This is a genomic window from Actinomycetospora lutea (genome assembly GCF_028737205.1).
Classification (GTDB): Bacteria; Actinomycetota; Actinomycetes; order Mycobacteriales; family Pseudonocardiaceae; genus Actinomycetospora; species Actinomycetospora lutea.
The window spans coordinates 148,380-168,222 of sequence record NZ_JAQZAL010000013.1; the positions used below are offsets into that span (position 1 = coordinate 148,380).

Annotated in this window: 19 protein-coding genes; 7 read left to right on the top strand and 12 right to left on the bottom strand. The window is 75.6% G+C overall.

Annotation, left to right across the window (positions count from 1 at the left end; genetic code table 11):
• Window positions 1–13: 13 nt before the first annotated feature.
• From PHK61_RS16150 to PHK61_RS16160, 3 genes are read right to left on the bottom strand one after another with little or no spacing between them, the layout of a single operon-like run.
• Window positions 14–319, bottom strand: a complete 306-nt coding sequence (locus PHK61_RS16150; RefSeq protein ID WP_274282017.1) for an STAS domain-containing protein — start codon at window positions 317–319, stop codon at window positions 14–16.
• Window positions 320–330: 11 nt separating this feature from the next.
• The gene (locus PHK61_RS16155) at window positions 331–1,392 is read right to left on the bottom strand and encodes a cobalamin B12-binding domain-containing protein (protein ID WP_274282018.1); all 1,062 of its coding nucleotides are present in this window, start codon (window positions 1,390–1,392) and stop codon (window positions 331–333) included.
• The gene (locus PHK61_RS16160; RefSeq protein ID WP_274282019.1) at window positions 1,389–3,077 is read right to left on the bottom strand and encodes a PP2C family protein-serine/threonine phosphatase; all 1,689 of its coding nucleotides are present in this window, start codon (window positions 3,075–3,077) and stop codon (window positions 1,389–1,391) included. Before PHK61_RS16160 ends, PHK61_RS16155 begins: the two co-directional genes overlap by 4 nt.
• A 190-nt stretch (window positions 3,078–3,267) precedes the next feature.
• Between PHK61_RS16160 and PHK61_RS16165 the strand changes: the two genes are divergently transcribed.
• The gene (locus tag PHK61_RS16165) at window positions 3,268–3,702 is read left to right on the top strand and encodes a GlcG/HbpS family heme-binding protein (RefSeq protein WP_274282020.1); all 435 of its coding nucleotides are present in this window, start codon (window positions 3,268–3,270) and stop codon (window positions 3,700–3,702) included.
• 50 nt (window positions 3,703–3,752) lie between these two features.
• Here the strand turns inward: PHK61_RS16165 and PHK61_RS16170 are convergent, their stop codons facing one another.
• Window positions 3,753–4,769 (bottom strand): ornithine cyclodeaminase, encoded by a 1,017-nt coding sequence (locus PHK61_RS16170; protein ID WP_274282021.1) that lies wholly within the window; start codon window positions 4,767–4,769, stop codon window positions 3,753–3,755.
• Window positions 4,770–4,947: 178 nt separating this feature from the next.
• On the opposite strand from PHK61_RS16170, the gene PHK61_RS16175 reads away from it, so the two are divergent.
• Window positions 4,948–5,592 (top strand): OmpA family protein, encoded by a 645-nt coding sequence (locus tag PHK61_RS16175; protein ID WP_274282022.1) that lies wholly within the window; start codon window positions 4,948–4,950, stop codon window positions 5,590–5,592.
• On the opposite strand, the gene fdh is transcribed toward PHK61_RS16175, so the two are convergent.
• Window positions 5,589–8,846, bottom strand: a complete 3,258-nt coding sequence (gene fdh / locus PHK61_RS16180) for a formate dehydrogenase (protein WP_274282049.1) — start codon at window positions 8,844–8,846, stop codon at window positions 5,589–5,591. The genes PHK61_RS16175 and fdh overlap by 4 nt on opposite strands.
• Before the next feature lie 179 nt (window positions 8,847–9,025).
• On the opposite strand from fdh, the gene PHK61_RS16185 reads away from it, so the two are divergent.
• Window positions 9,026–9,361 (top strand): YrhK family protein, encoded by a 336-nt coding sequence (locus PHK61_RS16185; RefSeq protein ID WP_274282023.1) that lies wholly within the window; start codon window positions 9,026–9,028, stop codon window positions 9,359–9,361.
• A gap of 37 nt (window positions 9,362–9,398) precedes the next feature.
• Here the strand turns inward: PHK61_RS16185 and PHK61_RS16190 are convergent, their stop codons facing one another.
• A complete protein-coding gene (locus tag PHK61_RS16190; protein WP_274282024.1) occupies window positions 9,399–10,400 on the bottom strand; it encodes an SDR family NAD(P)-dependent oxidoreductase in 1,002 nt (333 codons plus the stop codon).
• Between the two features lie 229 nt (window positions 10,401–10,629).
• On the opposite strand from PHK61_RS16190, the gene PHK61_RS16195 reads away from it, so the two are divergent.
• Window positions 10,630–11,319 carry a hypothetical protein gene (locus tag PHK61_RS16195; RefSeq protein ID WP_274282025.1) on the top strand — a complete coding sequence of 230 codons (690 nt, stop codon included), beginning with the start codon at window positions 10,630–10,632 and terminating at the stop codon, window positions 11,317–11,319.
• 63 nt (window positions 11,320–11,382) lie between these two features.
• On the opposite strand, the gene PHK61_RS16200 is transcribed toward PHK61_RS16195, so the two are convergent.
• The 3 genes from PHK61_RS16200 to PHK61_RS16210 are packed head-to-tail and all read right to left on the bottom strand — an operon-like array spanning window position 11,383 to window position 13,376.
• Entirely contained in the window at window positions 11,383–12,396 is a 1,014-nt protein-coding gene (locus tag PHK61_RS16200; RefSeq protein ID WP_274282026.1) for an alcohol dehydrogenase catalytic domain-containing protein, read from the bottom strand.
• 22 nt (window positions 12,397–12,418) lie between these two features.
• On the bottom strand, window positions 12,419–12,778 hold the full coding sequence (locus tag PHK61_RS16205) for a hypothetical protein (RefSeq protein WP_274282027.1): 360 nt from the start codon (window positions 12,776–12,778) through the stop codon (window positions 12,419–12,421).
• A gap of 25 nt (window positions 12,779–12,803) precedes the next feature.
• Window positions 12,804–13,376, bottom strand: coding sequence for a superoxide dismutase family protein (locus tag PHK61_RS16210; RefSeq protein ID WP_274282028.1), 573 nt, complete (start codon window positions 13,374–13,376; stop codon window positions 12,804–12,806).
• A 107-nt stretch (window positions 13,377–13,483) separates the two neighbouring features.
• On the opposite strand from PHK61_RS16210, the gene PHK61_RS16215 reads away from it, so the two are divergent.
• A complete protein-coding gene (locus PHK61_RS16215; protein ID WP_274282029.1) occupies window positions 13,484–14,875 on the top strand; it encodes an FAD-binding oxidoreductase in 1,392 nt (463 codons plus the stop codon).
• A 96-nt stretch (window positions 14,876–14,971) separates the two neighbouring features.
• On the opposite strand, the gene PHK61_RS16220 is transcribed toward PHK61_RS16215, so the two are convergent.
• From PHK61_RS16220 to PHK61_RS16230, 3 genes are all read right to left on the bottom strand, one after another.
• Window positions 14,972–15,634 (bottom strand): thermonuclease family protein, encoded by a 663-nt coding sequence (locus PHK61_RS16220; protein ID WP_274282030.1) that lies wholly within the window; start codon window positions 15,632–15,634, stop codon window positions 14,972–14,974.
• Between the two features lie 66 nt (window positions 15,635–15,700).
• Window positions 15,701–16,936, bottom strand: coding sequence for a cytochrome P450 (locus tag PHK61_RS16225; protein WP_274282031.1), 1,236 nt, complete (start codon window positions 16,934–16,936; stop codon window positions 15,701–15,703).
• Window positions 16,933–17,616, bottom strand: coding sequence for a TetR/AcrR family transcriptional regulator (locus PHK61_RS16230; protein ID WP_274282032.1), 684 nt, complete (start codon window positions 17,614–17,616; stop codon window positions 16,933–16,935). The genes PHK61_RS16225 and PHK61_RS16230 overlap by 4 nt, the downstream gene beginning before the upstream one ends.
• Before the next feature lie 117 nt (window positions 17,617–17,733).
• On the opposite strand from PHK61_RS16230, the gene PHK61_RS16235 reads away from it, so the two are divergent.
• Window positions 17,734–18,732, top strand: a complete 999-nt coding sequence (locus PHK61_RS16235) for a zinc-dependent alcohol dehydrogenase family protein (protein ID WP_274282033.1) — start codon at window positions 17,734–17,736, stop codon at window positions 18,730–18,732.
• Window positions 18,729–19,745, top strand: a complete 1,017-nt coding sequence (locus PHK61_RS16240; RefSeq protein WP_274282034.1) for a phosphotransferase family protein — start codon at window positions 18,729–18,731, stop codon at window positions 19,743–19,745. The genes PHK61_RS16235 and PHK61_RS16240 overlap by 4 nt, the downstream gene beginning before the upstream one ends.
• The last annotated feature ends 98 nt before the right edge of the window (window positions 19,746–19,843 follow it).

Sequence of the window (19,843 nt, forward strand, 5' to 3'; positions counted from 1 at the left end):
CCCCGGCGGGCACCTAACCGAAGACCTCGTCGAGCCCCGTCAGCTTCAGCGCGCGGGCGGGCTGGCCCTGTGCGCCCCGGAGCAGGAACGTCGCGCCGGCCTCCGTGGCGCGGCGGTGGGCGCCGAGCAGCACGCGCAGACCGCACGAGTCGCAGTAGGTGACGGCGGCGAGGTCGACGACGAGACCGGCCGGCGGGTCGTCGAGGGCGGCCCCGACGGCGTCGTCGAGACGGCCGTGGCTGTCGTAGTCGAGGTCCCCACCGACCGTCACGACGGCGTGCCCGTCGGTGCGCTCGGTACGGATGATCAGCTCGGTCATGACGCCACCTCTCATCCCACCGCGGCGGGCAGGCCTCCGTGGGCGCCGTGGGCACCGCGGAGGAACCGGGCCGTGCGCGGCGAGTCTGCCAAGGCCGCGGACAGCGCGTCGAGGGCGGGCGCGACCTCGGTGGTCCGCAGCCCGGCGGGGATGGTCACGGTGCCGACCCAGTGCACGAAGCCGTCGAACAGCGTCGGGTCGTCGACGAACACCGCGGCCGCGAGGAAGTCGACGAGGTGGCCGAGGTCGTCGGCGAGCTCCTCGGACACCTCCCCGGCGTCGGGGCGGACGGCCGCGGCCGCGAGCGCCACGAGCTCGCCGCGGCGGGCGTGCAGCACCGCCTGCTCCTCGCGCCCGGACCGGTCCCCCGGCGTCCCCCGGGTCCCGGCGGGGTCGTGCCCGTCGGCGAACCACGGCCCGTCCGGGGAGGCGGCGAGCACGGCCGCCGCCGCGCGGGCGTCGGGGGCCCAGCCGTCGGCGCCGACCGCGCGGGCCCAGCGGCCGTCGGTGCCGAAGGCGGGCCCGCCGGCGAGCACCGGGGTGCCCGTCGCCCGGCACGCCTCGACCATGCGCCGGGCCGCAGGCAGCCGCGAGGGCAGCGAGCTGGAGATCGCGACGAGGTCGGGGCCGACGCGGTGCACGTGGGTGGCGAGCTGCGCGGCGGGCACCGAGGCGCCGAGGAACTCGACCGCCCAGCCGTGGCGGGCGAGGACCTCGGCGAGCAGGCGCGCGGGCAGCCCGTGCCACTCGCCGTCGAGGCACGCGACCGCGACCGTGCCGACGCCGGTGGGCGCCGGGGCCGGCGCGTGGACGGCGACGGCGGCGACGACGCGCTCGCTGATGTGGGTGGCGACGTGCTCCTGCACGACCGTCCACTCCCCCGCCGCCCAGCGGTCGCCGACCTCGCGCTGGGCACCGGCGACGACGTCGAGCAGCACGGTCTCCGGGTCGACGCCGGCGTCGAGGGCGTCGAGCGCAACGGCGACCGCCCCCCGCTCGTCGGCGTCGGCGAGCCGGTCGAGATAGGAGGCGCGCAGGGAGATGGCGTCGGTGGGCGGGGACGCGGTCGTCACGCCTCACTCCTCGGTGCCTGGATGGCCAGCATCGCGACGTCGTCGTGGTCGTGCCCGTCGAGCCAGGAGACGACGGTCTGCTCGAGCTGCTCGCAGAGCACGGCGGCCGGCGCGCCCGCGCAGCGCGGGAGGGCCGCCGCGAGCCGCTCCTCGCCGAAGAAGTCGCCGGGACCGCGGGCCTCGACCACGCCGTCGCTGTAGAGCAGGCAGACGTCGCCGGGGCGCAGCAGCACCTCGGCCTCGCCGAAGCGGGCCTCGCGGATCCCGCCGACGAGCATCCCCGACACGGCGACGGTCTCGACCTCGCCGGTGGTGCGCAGGACCAGCGGCGGTGGGTGCCCGCCCGTGGCCAGGCGCAGTTCGACGGTGCCGTCGCCGACCGGGCGGGCGTCGCCGAGCACCATCGTCGCGAAGCGCGGGCTCTCGTCGCGGGTGGCGACGGCGTCGAGCAGCGCGGTGTTGAGCAGCGGCAGCAGCCGGCCGGGCCGGTCCTCGAGCAGGCGCAGGGCGTGCCACGACTGGCGCACGCGTCCGGAGAGCACGGCGGCCTCGATGCCCTTGCCGCAGACGTCGCCGAGGAGGAACGCGGAGCGCTCCGCGCCCTGCGCCACCTCGTAGAAGTCGCCGCCGACGCGCATCGTCTCGCGGGCCGGGCGGTAGGCGGCGCCCCAGGCGATGCCCGGGGTGGCCGGGAGGCGCGGCGCGGCGAGGCTCTCCTGGAGGACGGCGCCGAGGTGGGCCTGCTCCTCGTGCAGGGCGGCCGCGGCCAGCGCGGTGCCGGCGCGGGCGACGTAGGAGGTGAGCAGGTCCTCCTCGGCGGCGGCCAGCGGGTCGTCCCGGGCCGGGGCGTCGGCGCTGCGCGGGTCGGCGAGCACGACGACGGCCTCGACCACGCCGGTGATCGGCACCGGGCAGGCCCGGACGGGGCCGGGGCGGGCGCCGAGGCCGGTGAGGGTGGCCAGCTCGTCGGCGAGCCACGGGCCGAGAGACTCGTCACCGGTGAGGGCCGCGGTCAGCGCGGGGACGCGGGCGAGGTCGGCGGCGCCCACGCGACCCAGCCGCGGGCGTCCGCCGCCCAGCTCGGCGCGGGCCCAGGTGACGGTGTCGTCGTGGCGCAGGACGAGCGTCGCGCCCGCGGCGAGGCGGGGCACGGCGAGGGCGACGACGCGGCGGGCGGTGCGGTCGAGGTGCAGCACGCCGTGCAGCGCGCGCCCGGCCTCGGCGAGGAAGGCGGCGCGCTCCTGGGCGGCGAGCAGGGTGTCGGTGCGCGCGTGCTCGCCGGTGACGTCGCGCAGGTACCAGGTGCTGTCGCCGTCCTGGGGCTCCGGCGGCGGCGGGGACGTGCCGAGACCGGGACCGCGGCGACCCCGGACGTGGCGCTCGCCGCCGGGGTGCTCGACGACCGCCTCGAACCCCTCCGGGACGCCGTCGCGCACCGCGCGGGCGAGGACCTCGCAGTGGGCGACGTCGACGACCTCGCCGACGCGCAGGCCGGGCAGCAGGGTGCGGGCGGCGGGGTTGGCGGCCCGGACGACGCCGGCGCGGTCGCAGACGACCACGCCCTCCTCGAAGCCCTCGAGCAGCGCGGGGCCGTCGGGCGGCGCGGGGGTGACCGGGGCGGCCGGCGACGGGGGCCCGGGGACACGGGTCGCGTCACGGGTCGGGGCGCCGCGGCGTCCCTCCATGGCCGTCCCCTCCCTTCGTGACGGTCGGCGTCACCCTAGTCGACCGACGACATCACCAGGCCGACGCGCCGCGCCCCGCACGATGAGCCGTCGGTGGTCGCGGACGAGCGGTGGGCGTGGCGGTGTCGCCGTCGCCGTCCCCCGGACGGGCCCGGGTGACACGAGCGCCCCGGGCGGGTACCGGCCCGCCATGAGCATCACCCTCGAGCAGGCCCAGAGCATCGTGTCCGCCGCCCTCGCGCACGCCCGCGCGCAGGGGTACAAGCCGCTGACCGTGGCGGTGCTCGACCCCGGCGGCGCGCTCGTGGCGCTGGGCCGCGAGGACGGGTCGGGGTTCCTGCGCCCGGATGTCGCGACGGCCAAGGCGTACGGCGTGCTCGCGCTCGGCATGGACAGCCGGGCCATCGCGGCGCGGGCCGCCGACTCCGCGGAGTTCTTCACCTCGGTCGCCTCGCTGGCCGGCGGGAAGGTGTTCTCGGTGCCCGGCGGGGTCTTCGTCCACGACGACGCGGGGACGCTGCTGGGCGCGGTCGGTGCCAGCGGTGACGCATCGCTGGCCGACGAGGAGGTCGTCGTCGCCGGCATCCGCGCCGCGGGCCTCACCCCGCGCACGGGCGCGGAGTAGGGACGTGAGCGAACTTCGGGGCGATAGCACCGAAGTTCGCTCACGAGGGGTCAGGGCTGGATGATGGTGCCGAGGTCGCGGGCGAGGGCGGCGTCGTGGACGTCGGCGGCGAGGGCCACGTCGAGCACGCCCATGCCGAACGGGTTGGACAGGACGACGTCGGTGTCCCGGGCGCGCCCCGGGTGCGTGCCGGCGACGACGTCGGCCAGCGTCGCGTCGACCGTGCGCGCCCCGTCCTTGCTCTCCCCCGGCGCGGCGAGCGTGCCCTCGCGCAGCATCCGTCCCAGCAGGCGCCGGTCGTCGGCGGCGATGAGGTCCCAGTCGTCGATGACGACCAGGTCCGCGCCCGCCACGACCTCGGGCAGCACGTCGTCCAGGGACACGTGCGCGACCAGCGCGCCCGGGGCGAGCCAGTCGAGGGCGATGTAGCCGGTGGTCGTCGTCGTGGTGCAGACGACCAGGCCGGCGCCCTCGACGGCGGCGCGCGGGTCGTCGGCCACGTCGGCGCGGCGCAGGGCGGCGAATGCGCGGGCACGGGCGGGATCCAGGTCGTGGACGACCACCGAGGCGTCCGGGTACTCGGCGCCCAGCAGGTCCAGGTGCGACTCGGCGAGCGCCCCGCACCCGAGCACCGCGATCCGGTCGAGCCCCGGCGCGGCGAGCAGGCGCGCCGACAGCACGGTGTACGCCGCGGTCCGGGTGGCCGAGATCCAGGCGGCCTCGAGCATGGCGACCGGGCGCGCGGTGTCGGGGTCGAACAGGAACGTCCAGCCCTGGGCGCGCGGCATGCCCCGCGAGGGGTTGTCGAGGCTCGAGTTGATCACCTTGAGGCCGACCGCCGGCCGGTCGCCCCACACCGCCCCGGGCAGCGCGAGGCTGCGCGCGAACACTCCCGACGACGGCGTGTGCCAGGGCAGGTAGGCCTCGTCGGGCAGGGTCGTCGCGCCGCGGGCGTGGGCGAGCAGCGTGGCCTGCACGCTCGCGACGGGGTCGACGGCGGCGGACGCGGCCAGCACGTCGTCGCGGCGCAGCACGCGTAGGGCCGGCTCGGCACTCGGGGTCGTCACGGCACGCAATCCTTCCACCCCCGAGGCGAGCGAGACATCGGTGTTCTGGGCCCGGAGTTCGCTCACATGGGCCGGTCGACGCAGCGTGCACGCGGCCGTCCGGGCGCTTTCTTCCGGTTCCCGGGCGCGTCGCCGTGCCGAACGGGCACAGTGCGTCACGACCAGGAGGAGGTGGCGGGTGACGGGGGGTGGGCACCATCGCGGCCGCATCACCGGCGTGCCCGGCGGGGCGCACTGGTGGGGCGGCCGGGGTCCCTCCGGCGGCGGCACCCACGCCGCGCCCGGCGGACGCCGGCGCCGGACACCGTTCGTGCTCGTCGCGCTCGCCGTGCTGCTGCTGGGTGGCGCGGCCGTGACCGTCGCGCTGACGCAGGGCGGCTCGTCGACCCCGCCCGCCCCCGCCGCGTCGGTCGCCCCCGCGGCCCCGGACACGCCCGACGCCACCCCGCGCCCCGCCGGCCGGAGCGGCCCCGACACCGCCGTCCTGCAGGGCACGGTCGACGAGCTCCTTGCCACGGCCCCGCTGCGCTTCCCCGCCGACAGCGCCACGCCCGCCCCGGAGGCGGGCGCGTCGGTGTCACGCCTCGCCGCCGTCCTGCGGGCGTCGCCGGGTCCGCCGGTCACCGTCGAGGGCCACACCGCCCCCGCGGGCGACGACACCGGCGACGCGCAGGCGCTCTCGCAGCAGCGCGCCGAGGAGGTCGTGCGCCGGCTGGAGGCGGCCGGGGTGCCCGCCGGCAGCCTCACCGCCGTCGGCGTCGGAGCCGCCCGCCCGCTCGCGTCGCTCGACGCGAGCCGGCGGGTGGAGATCCGGGTGGGCTAGATGCCCGCCCGCTTCCGGTAGCCCTCCACGAACGTCGGCAGCTCCGGGCCCCGCGGCCGGCGCCCGGCGACGACGTCGCAGGTCCCGGTCTTGGTGTCCATGATGTGGACGTTCGGGTCCAGCGAGATGCCGATGAGCTCGTTCGCGGCGTCGCCGGTGACCAGCCCGTTCGGCCCCCAGTGCCACGGCAGGCCCACCTGGTGCACGGTCTCGCCGGCGATCCGCAGCGGCTTCATCCGCTCGGTGACCACGACCCGCGCCTCGATCGCCGACCGTGCGGTCACGATCGTCGCCCACCCGGTGTGCTCGAGACCCCGCTCGGCGGCCAGCGCCGGGGAGACCTCGACGAACATCTCCGGCGCCAGCTCCGCGAGGTAGGGCGTCCAGCGGCTCATCCCGCCCGCGGTGTGGTGCTCGGCGATGCGGAACGTCGTGAACGCGTACGGGAACACCTCGGAGCCGGGCTGGTGGTCCGACGGGTTGTAGGGGTTGTCGTCGCGGACGAAGCGCTCCCGCGCCGGGTTGGCCCGGGTCAGCGGGTGCAGCGCGTTGCGGGTCGGCGCCTCTTCGGGCTCGTAGTGCACCGGCATCGGCCCGTCGGCGAGCCCAGTCGGCGCGTAGAGCCACACCCGCCCGTCGGCCTGCATGATGAACGGCTCGTCGCCGGCGATCGCGTCCTGCGCGACCGCACCGTCCGGAGGCCGGTACGACGGTGGCTTGTCGGCCTCGAAGTCCGGCACGTCGTGGCCGGTCCAGCGCTGCTCGTCGGGGTCCCACCAGACGTAGGCCTTGCGCTCGCTCCACGGCCTGCCCTCGGGGTCGGCCGAGGCGCGGTTGTAGAGCACGCGGCGGTTCATCGGCCACGCCCAGCCCCACTCCAGCGCCGCCGGGCTCTCCCCGCCCGCGGGCACGCGGCGCGCCGCCTGGTTGACCCCGTCGGCGTAGACCCCGGAGTAGATCCAGCAGCCGCAGGCCGTCGACCCGTCGTCACGCAGCGCCGTGTAGCCCGACACCGGCGTCCCGTCGGCGTCGACGCCGCTGATCTCCTTGAGGATCGCGTGGGCGTCCGGGTCGCCGTGGACGCCCTCGGTCGGGTAGTCCCAGGTCAGCGCCTGGATCGCCGCGTCCCGGGACAGCCCGGACCCGGCCAGCTTCGCCCGGATCCGCAAGCCCAGCTCGTGGGCGAACCACAGGTCGCTGCGGGCGTCGCCCGGCGGCTCGACCGCCTGGTGGCGCCACTGCAGCAGCCGCTGGGTGTTGGTGAACGACCCGGCCTTCTCGACGTGCGTGGCCGCGGGCAGCAGGAAGACCTCGGTGCCGATGTCCTCGGTGCGCATCTCCCCGGTCTCGATCTCCGGGCCGTCGCGCCAGAACGTCGCGGTCTCGATCTCCTGCAGGTCGCGCACGACGAGCCACTTCAGCGCGGCGAGCCCGAGGCGCTGCTGCTTCGAGTTGGTCGTGCCGACCGCGGGGTTCTCCCCGAGGACGAGGTAGCCCTCGCACTTCTGGTCGATCATGTTCAGCACCGTGGTGAACGTGCTGTGGTCGCCGGTGATGCGGGGCACGAGGTCGAAGCAGTAGTCGTTCTCCGCCGTCGCCGCGTCCCCGAACCACGCCTTGAGCAGGCTGACCATGTAGGCGGGCATGTTGCCCCAGAAGCCCTTGGACGCGGCGTCGGCCTCGACGAAGTCGGCCAGTGTCATCTTCTTGTGGGCGTGCGGCATCGGGATGTAGCCCGGCAGCAGGTCGTAGAGCGTGGGGATGTCGGTCGAGCCCTGGATGGTCGCGTGCCCGCGCAGCGCCATGATGCCGCCGCCGGGCCGGCCGATGTTGCCGAGCAGCCCCTGCAGGATCGAGGCGCAACGGATGTACTGCACGCCGACCGTGTGCTGGGTCCAGCCGACCGAGTAGATCCACATCGTGGTGCGCTCGCGCCCGGAGTTCGCGCAGATCGCCTCGGCGACCGTGCGGAACTGGTCGGGCGACATCCCGCAGACCCGCGACACCGTCTCCGGGGTGTAGCGGGCGAAGTGCCGCCGCAGCACCTGGTAGACGCAGCGCGGGTGCTGCAGGGTGTCGTCGCGGACCGGCTCGCCGGTGACGGTGGCCCCGCCCGATCCCGCGCTCTCGGACTGGCCGAGCAGGTGCGTGAGGCGGTGCGACTCGCGGCGCATCTCGGGCTGGTGGGTGTCGGAGTCCCAGGCGTCCCGGTCGCCGGACGCGGCGGCGACGTCGGCGCCCTCGTACTGCCACGTCGTGGTGTCGTAGCTGCACGTCTCGGGGTCCCAGCCGGAGAACAGGCCGTCGTCGTCACCCGCGTCGACGAAGTCCTCGCGGACCAGCATCGGCGCGTTCGTGTAGGCGACGACGTACTCCCGGAAGTCGCGCTCGTTCTCCAGCACGTAGTTGATCAACCCGCCGAGGAACGCGATGTCGGTGCCCGGGCGGATCGGGACGTGCGCGTCGGCGACGGCGCTGGTGCGGGTGAACCGCGGGTCGACGTGGATGATCCGGGCGCCGCGGGCCTTCGCCTCCATCACCCACTGGAAGCCGACCGGGTGCGCCTCGGCCATGTTCGACCCCTCGAGGACGACGCAGTCGGCCTGCGCGATGTCCTGCTGGGTGTTGGTGGCGCCGCCGCGCCCGAAGCTGGTCCCCAGACCGGGGACGGTGGAGCTGTGTCAAATGCGCGCCTGGTTCTCCACCTGGACGGCGCCGAGCGCGGTGTAGAGCTTCTTGAGGAGGTAGTTCTCCTCGTTGTCCAGCGTCGCCCCGCCGAGGTGCGCGAAGCCGAGCGTGCGGCGCAGCACCCGCCCCTCGCCGTCGGTGTCCTCCCAGGTCCGCGCGCGGGACTCGATGATGCGGTCGGCGATCATGTCCATCGCCGTGCCGAGCTCGAGGTCCTCCCAGTCGGTGCCGCCCGGACGCCGGTAGCGCACCCTGGTGAGCCGGGACGGGGAGGTCACCAGCGACAGGCTCGACGACCCGCGCGGGCAGAGCCGGCCGCGGCTGATCGGCGAATCGGGATCGCCCTCGATGTGGGTCACCCGACCCTCGCGGCTGTAGATCTTCTGTCCGCAGCCGACGGCGCAGAACGGACAGACCGACCGGGTCACCGTGTCGGCGTCGGCGGTCCGGGCGTGGTCGCGCGGGCCGTTCGACTCGACCGCCGCCCCGCGACCCAACGGGTCGGGGCCGGTGAGCTGGCGGAACAACGGCCAGGAGCGGACGAGGTCCGCGGCACGACGGGGCAGGCTCACGGGGGGCGCCTCCGTCGGGATCCGGGTGGTGGTGGGCGCCCGGCTCCCGAGGTGAACCGGCGTCGGAGAACGGAGTCACCGGCTCGGCGCTCGCGCAAACCGGGGTTTGTGACACGCCCGGAATCCCCACTTCCCTCCCCATCGAGAACACATCCCGACACCGTGGAGGGTCGATGAGCCAGGACACGAGCAGCGAGACCGAGGACCAGGGCCAGGACCCCGACGCCGGCCACGAGGGTCAGTCCATCACCATCTCGCTCGGCAACCAGGAGATCGTGCTGCGCCAGCGCTACGAGCTGCTCAGCATCATCAACGACATCGGGATCTTCCTGTTCTTCACCATCGGCAGCATCGCCTTCTACTGGCACGAGCTGTTCAACGTCGGGGTGACGCTGTTCGTCATCGGCAGCGTCCAGCTCGGCTTCCGGCCGCTGATCCGCTTCTTCCGGCGGGTGCAGCTGCGCAGCATCACCAGGGGCATGCCGCACGAGGTGGCCCGGGACTTCTGATGTGAGCGACGTTCGGGGCGATAGCCCCAGACTTCGCTCACGGACGCCGGTCGGCGGAGCGGCGCGGCGTCTCGTCGTCGAGCTCGTGGTGCCGGACGGCGGCACGGCGGTCGAGCGTGGTGAGCAGGCGCTGCCACCACGGCTGCTCGGGCAGCGTGTGACCCGGCTGCGGCGGGTCGCCGCCCGGCGCCGGGAGCAGCCGGTCGAGCAGGGTCAGCGCCCGCTGCGTGAGCCCCGGCGCGAGCCCGTGCACGCGCAGGCCGACCTTCGCCGCCGGCGTCAGCACGACCTCCGGGCGGCCGGCGAGCCCTGCCGCGATGATGCGGCGCGCCGCGGCGCCGGCGTCCATCGACAGCAGCGGCAGCGACGCGAGCGCGGTGAACCAGCGCAGCTCGGCCTCGCGGTCGCCGCCGACGAGCGCGTTGCGCGTCGACCCGGTGCGCATGAGCCCGGGCACCACGGTGGTCACGGTGATCCCGTCGCGACCGGCCTCGGTGCGCAGCGACTCGGCGAACCCGACCGTCGCGAACTTCGCCGCCGTGTAGGGCAGCAGGCGCGGCGTCGGGACCTTGCCGCCGATCGAGGTGATCACCACGACGCGCCCGCCGCCACCCCGGCGCAGGATCGGCAGCGCCGCGAGCACGGGGTGCACGGCGCTCCAGAAGATCGCGTCGTGGGCGTCGGCGAGGTCCTGCGCGTCGAGGGCCGACAGCGGTGCGACCTGGATGATGCCGGCGTTGGCGACCACCACGTCGAGGCGCCCGAAGTGCCGGTCGGCGGCCTCGACCACCGCCTCGGCGCCGGGGCGAGACGTGAGGTCGGCGGGCAGGGTGAGCACCGTCGCGCCGGTCGCCTCCAGATCACCGCGCGCCGCCTCGAGCCCGTCGGCCGAGCGCGCCACGACGGCGAGGTCGTGGCCCCGGCGACCCAGTTCCTGCGCCAGCAGGAACCCCAGCCCGCGGCTCGCGCCGAGCACCAGCGCCACCGGACGGTCGCGTCCTGCGCCGTGGCCGTTCCTGCGCGTCCCGTCGTCCGGCACGTCGCCTCCCTCGCGGATCGGGTGCGGTCCGTCGGCGGCTACCCGGGCACCGGGACGGCCATCGGTGCGATCGCCGACGGTTTCGCCGGGGCGCCACCGGTTATGCCTGCCGGGTCGGGTTGAGCGCTCAGCCCCTTCACCCCCGGCCGTCCACCGGCCGCCCCCCCGTCACGACACCGCGGCCGGTCCGCGACGTCCCGACGCGCCCCCGATCCATCAGGGAGTCACCTTGAGCACGCGCAACACCGTTCTGCACGCCCTGCACGACGTCGGCCTCGCCGCCTGGTTCGGCGGTTCGCTGTTCGGCCTCGCGGGCCTCAACGCCGCGGCCGAGGAGGCCGGTGACCGGCGCACGGCCGACCGTGTCTCGAGCATCGGCTGGGCCAAGTGGAGCCCGGTGAACACGCTCGCGATCGGCGCTCACGTCGTCGGCGGTGCCGGGCTGCTCGCCGAGAACCGCAAGCGGGCACTGGCCCAGAAGGGCCACACCGGCACCGTCAACGCCAAGCTCGCGCTGACCGTCGCCGCCCTCGCCGCGTCGGCCTACACCCGCCTCGTCGGCAAGAAGGTCGAGGACGCCGTGATCCACCAGCAGAGCGGCGTCTCCTCGTCGACCACGACGCTGATGTCGGACGCCACCACCAAGCAGGGCGGCGCCACCGCGACCGGCGAGACCGTGCGCGAGGCCGACAAGCGCATCGGTCAGGCGGCGAGCGACGTCGCCGAGCAGCTGCCGGTCGACGCGGCCCGCGCCAACCGCCAGCTCCACGCGCTGCAGTACGCGATCCCGGCGCTGACCGGCGCGATCGTCGTGCTCTCCGCCCAGGCGGCCGAGCAGCAGCGTCCGGGCGACCAGCTCCGGGGCATCGCCCGCCGCGCCGGCTCCGCGGTCTCCTCGATCGCCTCCGCGGCGGCCTGAGGCCCGCACGCTCGCACGTCCCGGCCGGCACCGCGGTGGCAGCGGTGCCGGCCGACGTGTGTCTCAGCCCGGGCGCACCACGGCCTTGATGGCGTCCGGGTCGCGGCGCGCCGCCAGCAGGGCGTCGACCGCCCCGTCGAGATCGTGGTGCGAGGTCACCATCTCGTCGAGCCGCACCGCTCCGGAGGCCGCCAGGGCGATCGCGGCCGGATAGACGTGGGCGTAGCGGAACGTCCCCTTGATCACGAGCTCGCGGGCCTGGACGACGTCGAGCGGCAGCGTCAGCGTCGCCCCGGTGCCGACGAGGACGACGGTCGCGGCCGGCGCGGTCGCCGCGATCGCGAGGTCGACCGCGGGCTGGACGCCCGTGCACTCCAGCACGACGTCCACCGGCTCGACGTCGACGTCGGCGGCGCCCGGGTCGATCACCGCGTCCGCCCCGAAGCGCAGCGCCACCTCACGGCGCCGGGCCACCGGGTCGGACAGGACCACGCGCGCCGCGCCCCGGGCCCGCGCGACCTGCAGGCACAGCAGCCCGACCGGCCCGCCGCCGCTGACGAACACCCGCGTGCCCGGCCCGATGTCGGCCTTGCCCGCCGCGTGCACGGCCACCGCCAGCGGCTCGATCATCGCCGCCGCGTCCTCGGAGAGCGCGTCGGGCACCGGGTGCGCGCGGCCCGCGGGCACCGTCACGTACTGCGCGAACGACCCGTCCACCGGCGGCGTCGCGAAGAACGAGATCCACGGGCACAGGTGGTAGCGGCCCTGTGCGCACTGGTCGCAGCGTCCGCAGTTGCGCTGCGGCTCGACCGCGACGCGCGTGCCCGCCGCCGGCGCCTCGACACCCTCGCCGACCGCGCTGACCACCCCGGACGTCTCGTGCCCGAGCACCAGCGGGCCGTGCATGACGAAGCCGCCGATGCGCCCGTGGTCGTAGTAGTGCACGTCCGAGCCGCACACGCTGACCGCCCGCACCGCGACCTGCACGTCGCCCGGCCCGGGCGCCGGCACCGGCCGCGTCTCGACGGTCATGCGCTCGGGCTCGTGGAGCACGGCCACCCGTTGCTCGGTGCTCACGGCGCTCTCCCTCCGTCCTACGTCACTGCCGACCGGATCCTCCGCGCCGGCGTGAAGATGCGCAGGTCGAGCATCCCCGGCGGGTCGGCGATCCCGGGCCGCCTGCCGCGATCCAGGCGGTCAGCTCGCCCTCGGTGTCGGCGTCGAGCACCCCGAACAGCCACACCGGCCGCGCCCCGGCGGCGCGCCCGGCCCGCGAGGGCGAGACGACCACGACGTTCGAGTAGGCGCACGCGTCGAGGCAGTCGCTGACGCGCACCGGCGCCGCCGCCCGGAACCGCGCGAGCTGGGCGGCGTGGTCGACGCCGGGATGCTTGCGCGTGGTGCCGCAGCAGCAGTCGCGGCAGACGGTGAGGGTGGGACCTTTCGCCGCAGCGCTCATCGCCGGTGACGCTATCCCGCGCGCGTCAGCGCCACACCGAGGTGAGACAGGCGAGACGTCCCCCCGCGGTGCCGGCCTGGCCGTGCGCCGTCGCGGTCATCTCCTTCTCGTGCACCACCACCGAGCCGGGCGCCCGGTCGGTGAACACGAACGGCACGGTGGTCGTCGCCGTCCCGTCGCCCGCCGCGTCGGTGCGCAGGTCGAGCCAGATCTCGTTGCGCGGGTTGGCGTATGCGGGGTCGGACGACGGCTTCGCCGGCGTGGCGGCCGGGTCGATGCGGTCCTGGTAGTGCGGGCCGGCGTCGGCGCCGGAGGGGCCGCACGGCCGGACGTGCGCGTGCACGGCGTAGCCGCGGCCCGGGACCATCCCCTCGACGCGGAACGTCGCCGTGGTGGCGCCGCGGTGGGCGGTCACCTCGACCGCGACGCGGGCGCCCTCGGGGGCGGCGACCGGGTCGTAGGTCACGGCCGGTCCGGACGGGGCGAGCACGCCCTGGGTGACCAGCGGGCTCGCGGCGGCCGCGGGCGGACCGGAGCAGGAGGCGACGAGGGCGGCCCCGCCGACGAGGAGCGCGAGGCGGACGAACGGGCGCGGCACGGCGGCGATCCTGGCAGTCCGGAGACGTTCGGTCGTCGATCGACGACGCGGCGTGTCGTCCCGTCCGGGTTACCGTGGACCCGCCGAGACGAGGGGGATGCGCACCGATGAGCACCGCCGCCGCACCGTCCACCGCCGTCGTGAGCGAGCTGGTCACGACCCTGCCCGCCGGGCGGGTGATCGACGACCCGGACGTGCTGGCGAGCTACGCCCACGACGACGCCGAGTGGGCCCCGCACGCGCTGCCGCTGGCCGTGGTGCGCCCGCGCACGGCGGCGGAGATCCAGGCGGTGGTGCGCGCGTGCCTCGAGCACCGGACGCCGGTCGTGCCGCGCGGGGCGGGCACCGGGCTCTCCGGCGGGGCGAACGCGATCCCGGGCTGCGTCGTCCTGTCCACCGAGCACATGACCGAGGTGCTCGAGATCGACGGCGCCGAGCGGCTCGCGGTGGTGCAGCCCGGCGTGGTCAACGACGACCTGCGCGCGGTCTGTGCCGAGCAGGGCCTCTGGTACCCGCCGGACCCGGCGAGCTCGCCCTGGTCGACGATCGGCGGCAACGTCGCCACCAACGCCGGCGGGGTGTGCTGCGTCAAGTACGGCGTCACCCGCGACTACGTGCTCGGGATGCAGGTGGTCAACGGGCTCGGTGAGCTGGTGCGGCTCGGGCGGCGCACCGCCAAGGGCGTCGCCGGGCTCGACCTGGCGGGGCTGATGGTCGGTTCCGAGGGCACGCTCGGGGTGATCGCCGAGGTCACCGTGAAGCTGCGGCCCGCCCGCGCGCCCGAGCACACGGTGGCCGGCTACTTCGACTCCGTCGTCGACGCCGGGCGCGCGGTCGCCGCGATCACCGCCGCCGGGCTGACGCCGTCGGCGCTCGAGCTGGTCGACCGCACGTGCCTCGAGGCCGTCGACGCGTGGAAGAACATGGGGCTGGCCGCCGAGGCCGACGTGGTGCTGCTGGGGCGGTCGGACGCGCCCGGGGCCGCGGGCGACGCGGAGGCGGCGGAGATGCTGCGCCACTTCGAGGCGGCGGGGGCGACGTTCGCCGCGCAGGCCGCCGACGCCGAGGAGGCCGAGGCGCTGTTCGCCGCCCGCCGCTTGGCCTACCCGGCGCTGGAACGGCTCGGGCCGGTGCTCACCGAGGACGTGTGCGTCCCGCGCGCGGCGGTGCCCGCGATGCTGGGCCGCATCCAGGAGATCGGCCGGCGGCACGAGGTCACGATCGCCAACATCGCCCACGCCGGCGACGGCAACCTGCACCCGCTGCTGATCACGCCGATCGGCGACGAGCCGGCCCGGCGCCGCGCACAGGAGGCGTTCGAGGAGATCCTCAGCGACGCCCTCGCGCTCGGCGGCACCGTCACCGGCGAGCACGGCGTCGGCCTGCTCAAGCGCCACGGCCTGGAGCGCGAGCAAGCGCCCGAGGTGCTGGCGATGCAGCGCGCGGTCAAGGCGGCGCTCGACCCGCACGGGATCCTGAACCCCGGCAAGGTGGTCTGAGGCGCCTGCTCGGGGCACCGTCGTGCGCAGCGAGGGACTCCCTGGCTGCGTGGCAGGCAGCGAGGGTGACCCTCGCTGCGCACACCCCGGACCTCGCTAGGAGCCGCCGGTCGTGCTGGCGGCGGTCGTGGTGCGCGCGGAGCTCGCCGACTCCGTCGCCGGGGTGCCCGAGGTGTCCGAGGTGTCCGGGGTCGTGGCGCCGCGGCACGGCGCGCCCCAGACGCCGCGCTCGGCGAGGCGGGCGCGGTCCTGGGCGGCGCGGATCGGCGGCATGGCGGCCGGGTCGGCGTCGGCGGCATAGGCGCGGGCGATGCCCGCCTCGGCCGCGAGGACGCCGTAGTCGCCGCCGCCGTCGAGGGTGACCGTGGCGAGGCGGCGGTCGAAGCGGTCGGTCGCCGGGCCGGACCCGCCGACGAGGCGCACGGCGCGGCGGTCGAGCACCCGCGAGGCGAAGGACGTCGCCTGCTCGCCGTAGCACGCGCCGGGAGGCTGCACGCCCAGCGCGCGCACGCGCACGATCGGGCCGCCGTCGGGCAGGCGGACGTCGAGGGTGACCGCGTCGACCACCCGCTCCACGACCACCCGCTCACCCTCGGGGCGCGCGTCGAGACCCGCGAGGGCGGCGGCCGGGTCGGGCACGGGTGCTGCCGCCGGGGCGCCGGCGGGCACGGGTCCGCTCGCGAGCGTCAGCACGGCACCCGTCGCGCAGACGGCGACGGCGACACCGAGGACGAGGCGGGCGATCGCGACGCGGGACACGCCCCACATCGTGACTGATCGTGATGTGTAGTCGACGCTCGGTCACCAGGACCGGCGGTCACCCGATCAGGTCGCGACGACCGGGAGACGGCGGGTGCCGAGCACACGACCCGTGTACGGCCGTTGCTCCCCCTCGCCCACGGTCAGCCCAGCGTAGCGAGCGGTCATCTCCTCCAGCGCCACGCGCGCCTCGAGACGGGCCAGCGGGGCGCCGAGGCAGAAGTGGATGCCGTGGCCGAAGGCCGTCTGGGCGCCGCCGCCGATCCCGCGGCGCGTGGGGTCGAACCGCTCGGGGTCCGGGTGCGCCGCGGGGTCGTGGGTGGCCGAGAGCAGCCACGGCATGACGATCGAGCGCGCCGGGACGGTGACGCCGGCGATCTCGACGTCGCGCGTCGTGGCGCGCGCGGTCATCGGGAACGGCGGGCGCAGCCGCAGCACCTCCTCGACCGTCGCCGGGATCGCCGACGGGTCGGCGCGCAGCGCGTCCCACGCGCCGGGGTGCTCGTCGAGCACCCGCACGGCGTTGCCCAGCAGCAGCGTCGTCGTGATGTGCCCGGCGAAGAGCAGCAGCATCGAGAAGTTGGCGGCCTCCTCGTCGTCGAGCACCCGGCCGTCGACCTCGGTGGTGACCAGCGCGGAGATGAGGTCGTCGGTCGGTGCGGCCCGCCGCGCGCGGCACCAGTCGCCGAGGTAGCCGGTGATCTCCCCCATCGCGTCGCGGATCGCGGGGTCGTTGACCGCCTCCTTGGGGTCCTCGACCTGCATCGAGAACAGCCCGTCGGCCCACTGCCGGAACCGGCCGCGGTCGGCGGCGGGCAGCCCGAGCATCTCGGCGATGACGGTGACGGGCAGCGGGAACGCGAGTGCGTCCACGAGGTCGAACGACACGGATCGGTGGGTCGAGCTCCGCTGCCCTATCGGCGTGCTCCCCTCGACGTCTCCCGGGGCGTCCGGCAGCATCTCGCGGGTCAGCTCCCGGATGCGCGGCTCGAGCCCGGCGACGCGCTTCGGGGTGAACGACCTGCTGACGAGGTGGCGCAGCGCCCCGTGCTCCGGCGGGTCGAGGCGCGTGAGCATGCCCTTGCTCATCTGCTGGGCCTCCGGCATCACCGCCGAGAAGTCCGAGCTGAACGTGGCGGTGTCGCGCAGCACGACCTCGACGTCGGCGGCGCGCGTCACGTGGTGCATGCCGTAGCGATCACGCCAGACGGGGGCGTCGGCGCGCAGGCGGGCGAGCCAGTCGAGGACGGCGGGCAGGTCGGCGACGTCGGGCGGGAGGTCGCGGTCGAGAGCGGTGGTCATGGCTCCTCCGGGAGGGCCGCGGTGAGGTGGTGGAGGGTGCGCTCGTAGAGCGCGGCGAGCCCGGTGGCCGCCGCCGCGAGGGCGGCCGGGTCGGGCTCGCCGGGCGGCGTGAAGCCCGCCCGGACGACGGCGGCGAGGGCGTCGGCCCGGGCCGTCACGTCCATCCCGGCGCCGGCCGGGACGAGGTGGTCGAGGAAGAAGCCGATGCAGGCGGCGCTGAGCCGGTACGGCAGGTCGGGCGTCGTCGCCGGGTCGTCGGCGAGCAGGCCGTGCCGGTGGAGCAGCGCGAAGTGCTCGCGGGCGAACTCGGTCTTGTCGGTGACGATCTCGAGCCCGGTCTTGGTGTCGGTGGCGATCGCGCCGAGCAGCTCGACGTCGCCGGCGAACAGCGCCCGGGTCAGCGGACGGCGCTGCACCGCGAGGAACGAGCTGCGCAGCGTCGCGTCGAGGGCGGCCTGCGCGGGGTCGGCCCGCAGCGCGGCGAGCAGGTCCTCGGTGATCCCGAGCGAGTCGCGCACGAGCACCCCGGCGAAGAGCTCGAGCTTGCTCGTGAAGTGCAGGTACACGGTGCCCTTGCCGACGCCGGCGCGGCGCGCGACGTCGTCGACGGTGACGCGCCGGTACCCGTGGGCGAGCAGGAGGTCCCCCGCCGCGTCCAGCATCTGCGCGACCCGACCCACCGACGACCTCCCCTGACCCGTGACCAGAATCCTTATCTGGTCACGAGTCACGGTGGACCCCGCACCGACCGCCGTCAAGGGCTGCGTCGTGATCGTCCGGAGGGCAAGCTCTCGCCCATGACGAGGACGGTGCGGTTCTCCGAGCTCGGCGAGCCCGACGTGCTGCGGATCTGCGAGGAACCCGATCCGGTGCCCGGGCCGGGCGAGGTGGCCGTGGACGTCGCCGCCATCGGGCTCAACCGCGCGGAGTCGATGTTCCGGCGCGGCACCTACATCGAGGAGACCCGGCTCCCCGCGCGGCTGGGCTACGAGTGCTCGGGCACCGTGGCCGCGCTCGGCGAGGGCGTCACGTCGTGGACGGTCGGCGACCGCGTCAGCGTCGTCCCGGCGTTCTCGATGAACGACCACGGCGTCTACGCCGACCGTGCCGTCGTCCCGGCGCGGGCGATCGTGCCGCTGCCGGAGGGGACGAGCTGGGTGGACGGCGCCGCGGTGTGGATGCCGTTCCTCGTCGCCTACGGCGGGCTCGTCGAGACCGGCGGGCTGCGCGCGGGCGACCACGTGCTGGTCACCGCGGCGACCTCGAGCGTCGGCCTGGCCTCGCTCGCGGTGGCCCGGCGCGTCGGCGCGATCCCGATCGCCACCAGCCGGTCGAGCAGCAAGGCCGCCGCGCTGGAGCGGGCGGGCGCCGCGCACGTGGTCGCGACCGGCGAGGAGGACCTCGTCGAGCGCGTCCTGGAGATCACCGACGGGCGCGGCTGCGAGCACGTCTTCGACGCCGTCGCCGGGCCCGGCGTCGCCGACCTGGCCCGGGCCACCGCGAAGGGCGGGATCCTGACGATCCACGGGCTGCTCTCGGGGCAGCCGACACCGTTCCCGGCCGAGACGTTGCCCGATCTGTGGATGCGGGCCTATACGTTGTTCGCGATGACACACGACGCACAGCGGCTGCGCCGCGCGGGCGCCTTCGTGGGCGCGGGCCTGCGGGACGGCGCCTTCACCCCGCAGGTGGACCGGGTGTTCGAGGGGCTCGACCAGGTGGTCGACGCCCACCGTCACCTCGAGTCCGGCACCCAGGTCGGCAAGATCGTCCTGCTCCCGGGGGGTGCTCGGTGAGCGGCGAGGAGATCCCCGAGGCCGTCACCGCCTGGTTCCGGGCCAACGTCGACGAGGTCGAGGGCGCCCTGGACTTCACCCGCATCGCGGGCGGGCGCTCCAACCTCACGTTCCGCGTCACCGACGAGGGCGGGCACGCGTGGGCGCTGCGCCGCCCGCCGCTGGGCGGTGTGCTCGAGACCGCGCACGACATGGGCCGCGAGTGGCGGTTCCTCTCGGCGCTCAACCCCACCGAGGTGCCGGTCCCGACGCCGCGGGCGTTCTGCGACGACCACGACGTGTGGGACGCCGACCTCTACGTCATGGACTTCGCGCCCGGCAAGGTCCTCAACGACACCGCCTCCGGGGAGGCGGTGCCCGAGGCGGCGCGCAAGAACGTCGGCACCTCGACCATCGACGTGCTCGCCGCGCTGCACCGCGTCGAGCCGTCCGCGGTCGGGCTCGACGACCTCGCCCGTCCCGGCAACTTCGTCGCCCGCCAGCTCAAGCGCTGGCACCGGCAGGCGCACTCGTCGGCGATGGAGGACCTCTCGGCCATCGACGCCACCCACGACGCGCTCGCCCGGCGCATCCCCGAGGGCGAGGTCGGGATCGTGCACGGCGACTTCCGCCCCGGGAACATCTCCTACGACGGCGACGGGCAGGCCGTCGCGGTGTTCGACTGGGAGCTCGCCACGATCGGCGACCCGCTCTGCGACCTCGGGCACCTGCTCGTGTCGTGGAGCGAGCCCGGCGACACCGTGCCCGAGGCGCTGTCGAGCCCCACACCGGCGGGCGGCTACCCGACCCGCGAGGAGCTCATCGCGCGCTACACGAAGGCCCGCGACCTCGGCGACGTCGACATCGCCTACTACCTGGCGTTCGCCCGCTGGCGCGCCGCGTGCATCCACGCCGGCGTGTGGACCCGCTACCGCGCGGGCGACATGGGCGCCGACGCCGACCCGGACGAGGTCACGGGCCCCGAGGCGATCAACATCCAGGCCGAGACCGCCCTGGCGGACCTGGAGCGCTGACCCCGACCCGGGGGCCACGTCACAGGGTGGGGGCGGTCACGGAACGGGATCGCGGGGGCACGTCCGGGCACCACACTGGGAGCGGCCCCGTGCTCAGC

Coding starts and splice junctions, on each gene's coding strand:
- PHK61_RS16150 (WP_274282017.1), bottom strand. CDS start 319: ATGACCGAGCTGATCATCCGTACCGAGCGCACCGACGGGCACGCCGTC.
- PHK61_RS16160 (WP_274282019.1), bottom strand. CDS start 3,077: ATGGAGGGACGCCGCGGCGCCCCGACCCGTGACGCGACCCGTGTCCCC.
- PHK61_RS16165 (WP_274282020.1), top strand. CDS start 3,268: ATGAGCATCACCCTCGAGCAGGCCCAGAGCATCGTGTCCGCCGCCCTC.
- PHK61_RS16185 (WP_274282023.1), top strand. CDS start 9,026: ATGAGCCAGGACACGAGCAGCGAGACCGAGGACCAGGGCCAGGACCCC.
- PHK61_RS16205 (WP_274282027.1), bottom strand. CDS start 12,778: ATGAGCGCTGCGGCGAAAGGTCCCACCCTCACCGTCTGCCGCGACTGC.
- PHK61_RS16215 (WP_274282029.1), top strand. CDS start 13,484: ATGAGCACCGCCGCCGCACCGTCCACCGCCGTCGTGAGCGAGCTGGTC.
- PHK61_RS16225 (WP_274282031.1), bottom strand. CDS start 16,936: ATGACCACCGCTCTCGACCGCGACCTCCCGCCCGACGTCGCCGACCTG.
- PHK61_RS16235 (WP_274282033.1), top strand. CDS start 17,734: ATGACGAGGACGGTGCGGTTCTCCGAGCTCGGCGAGCCCGACGTGCTG.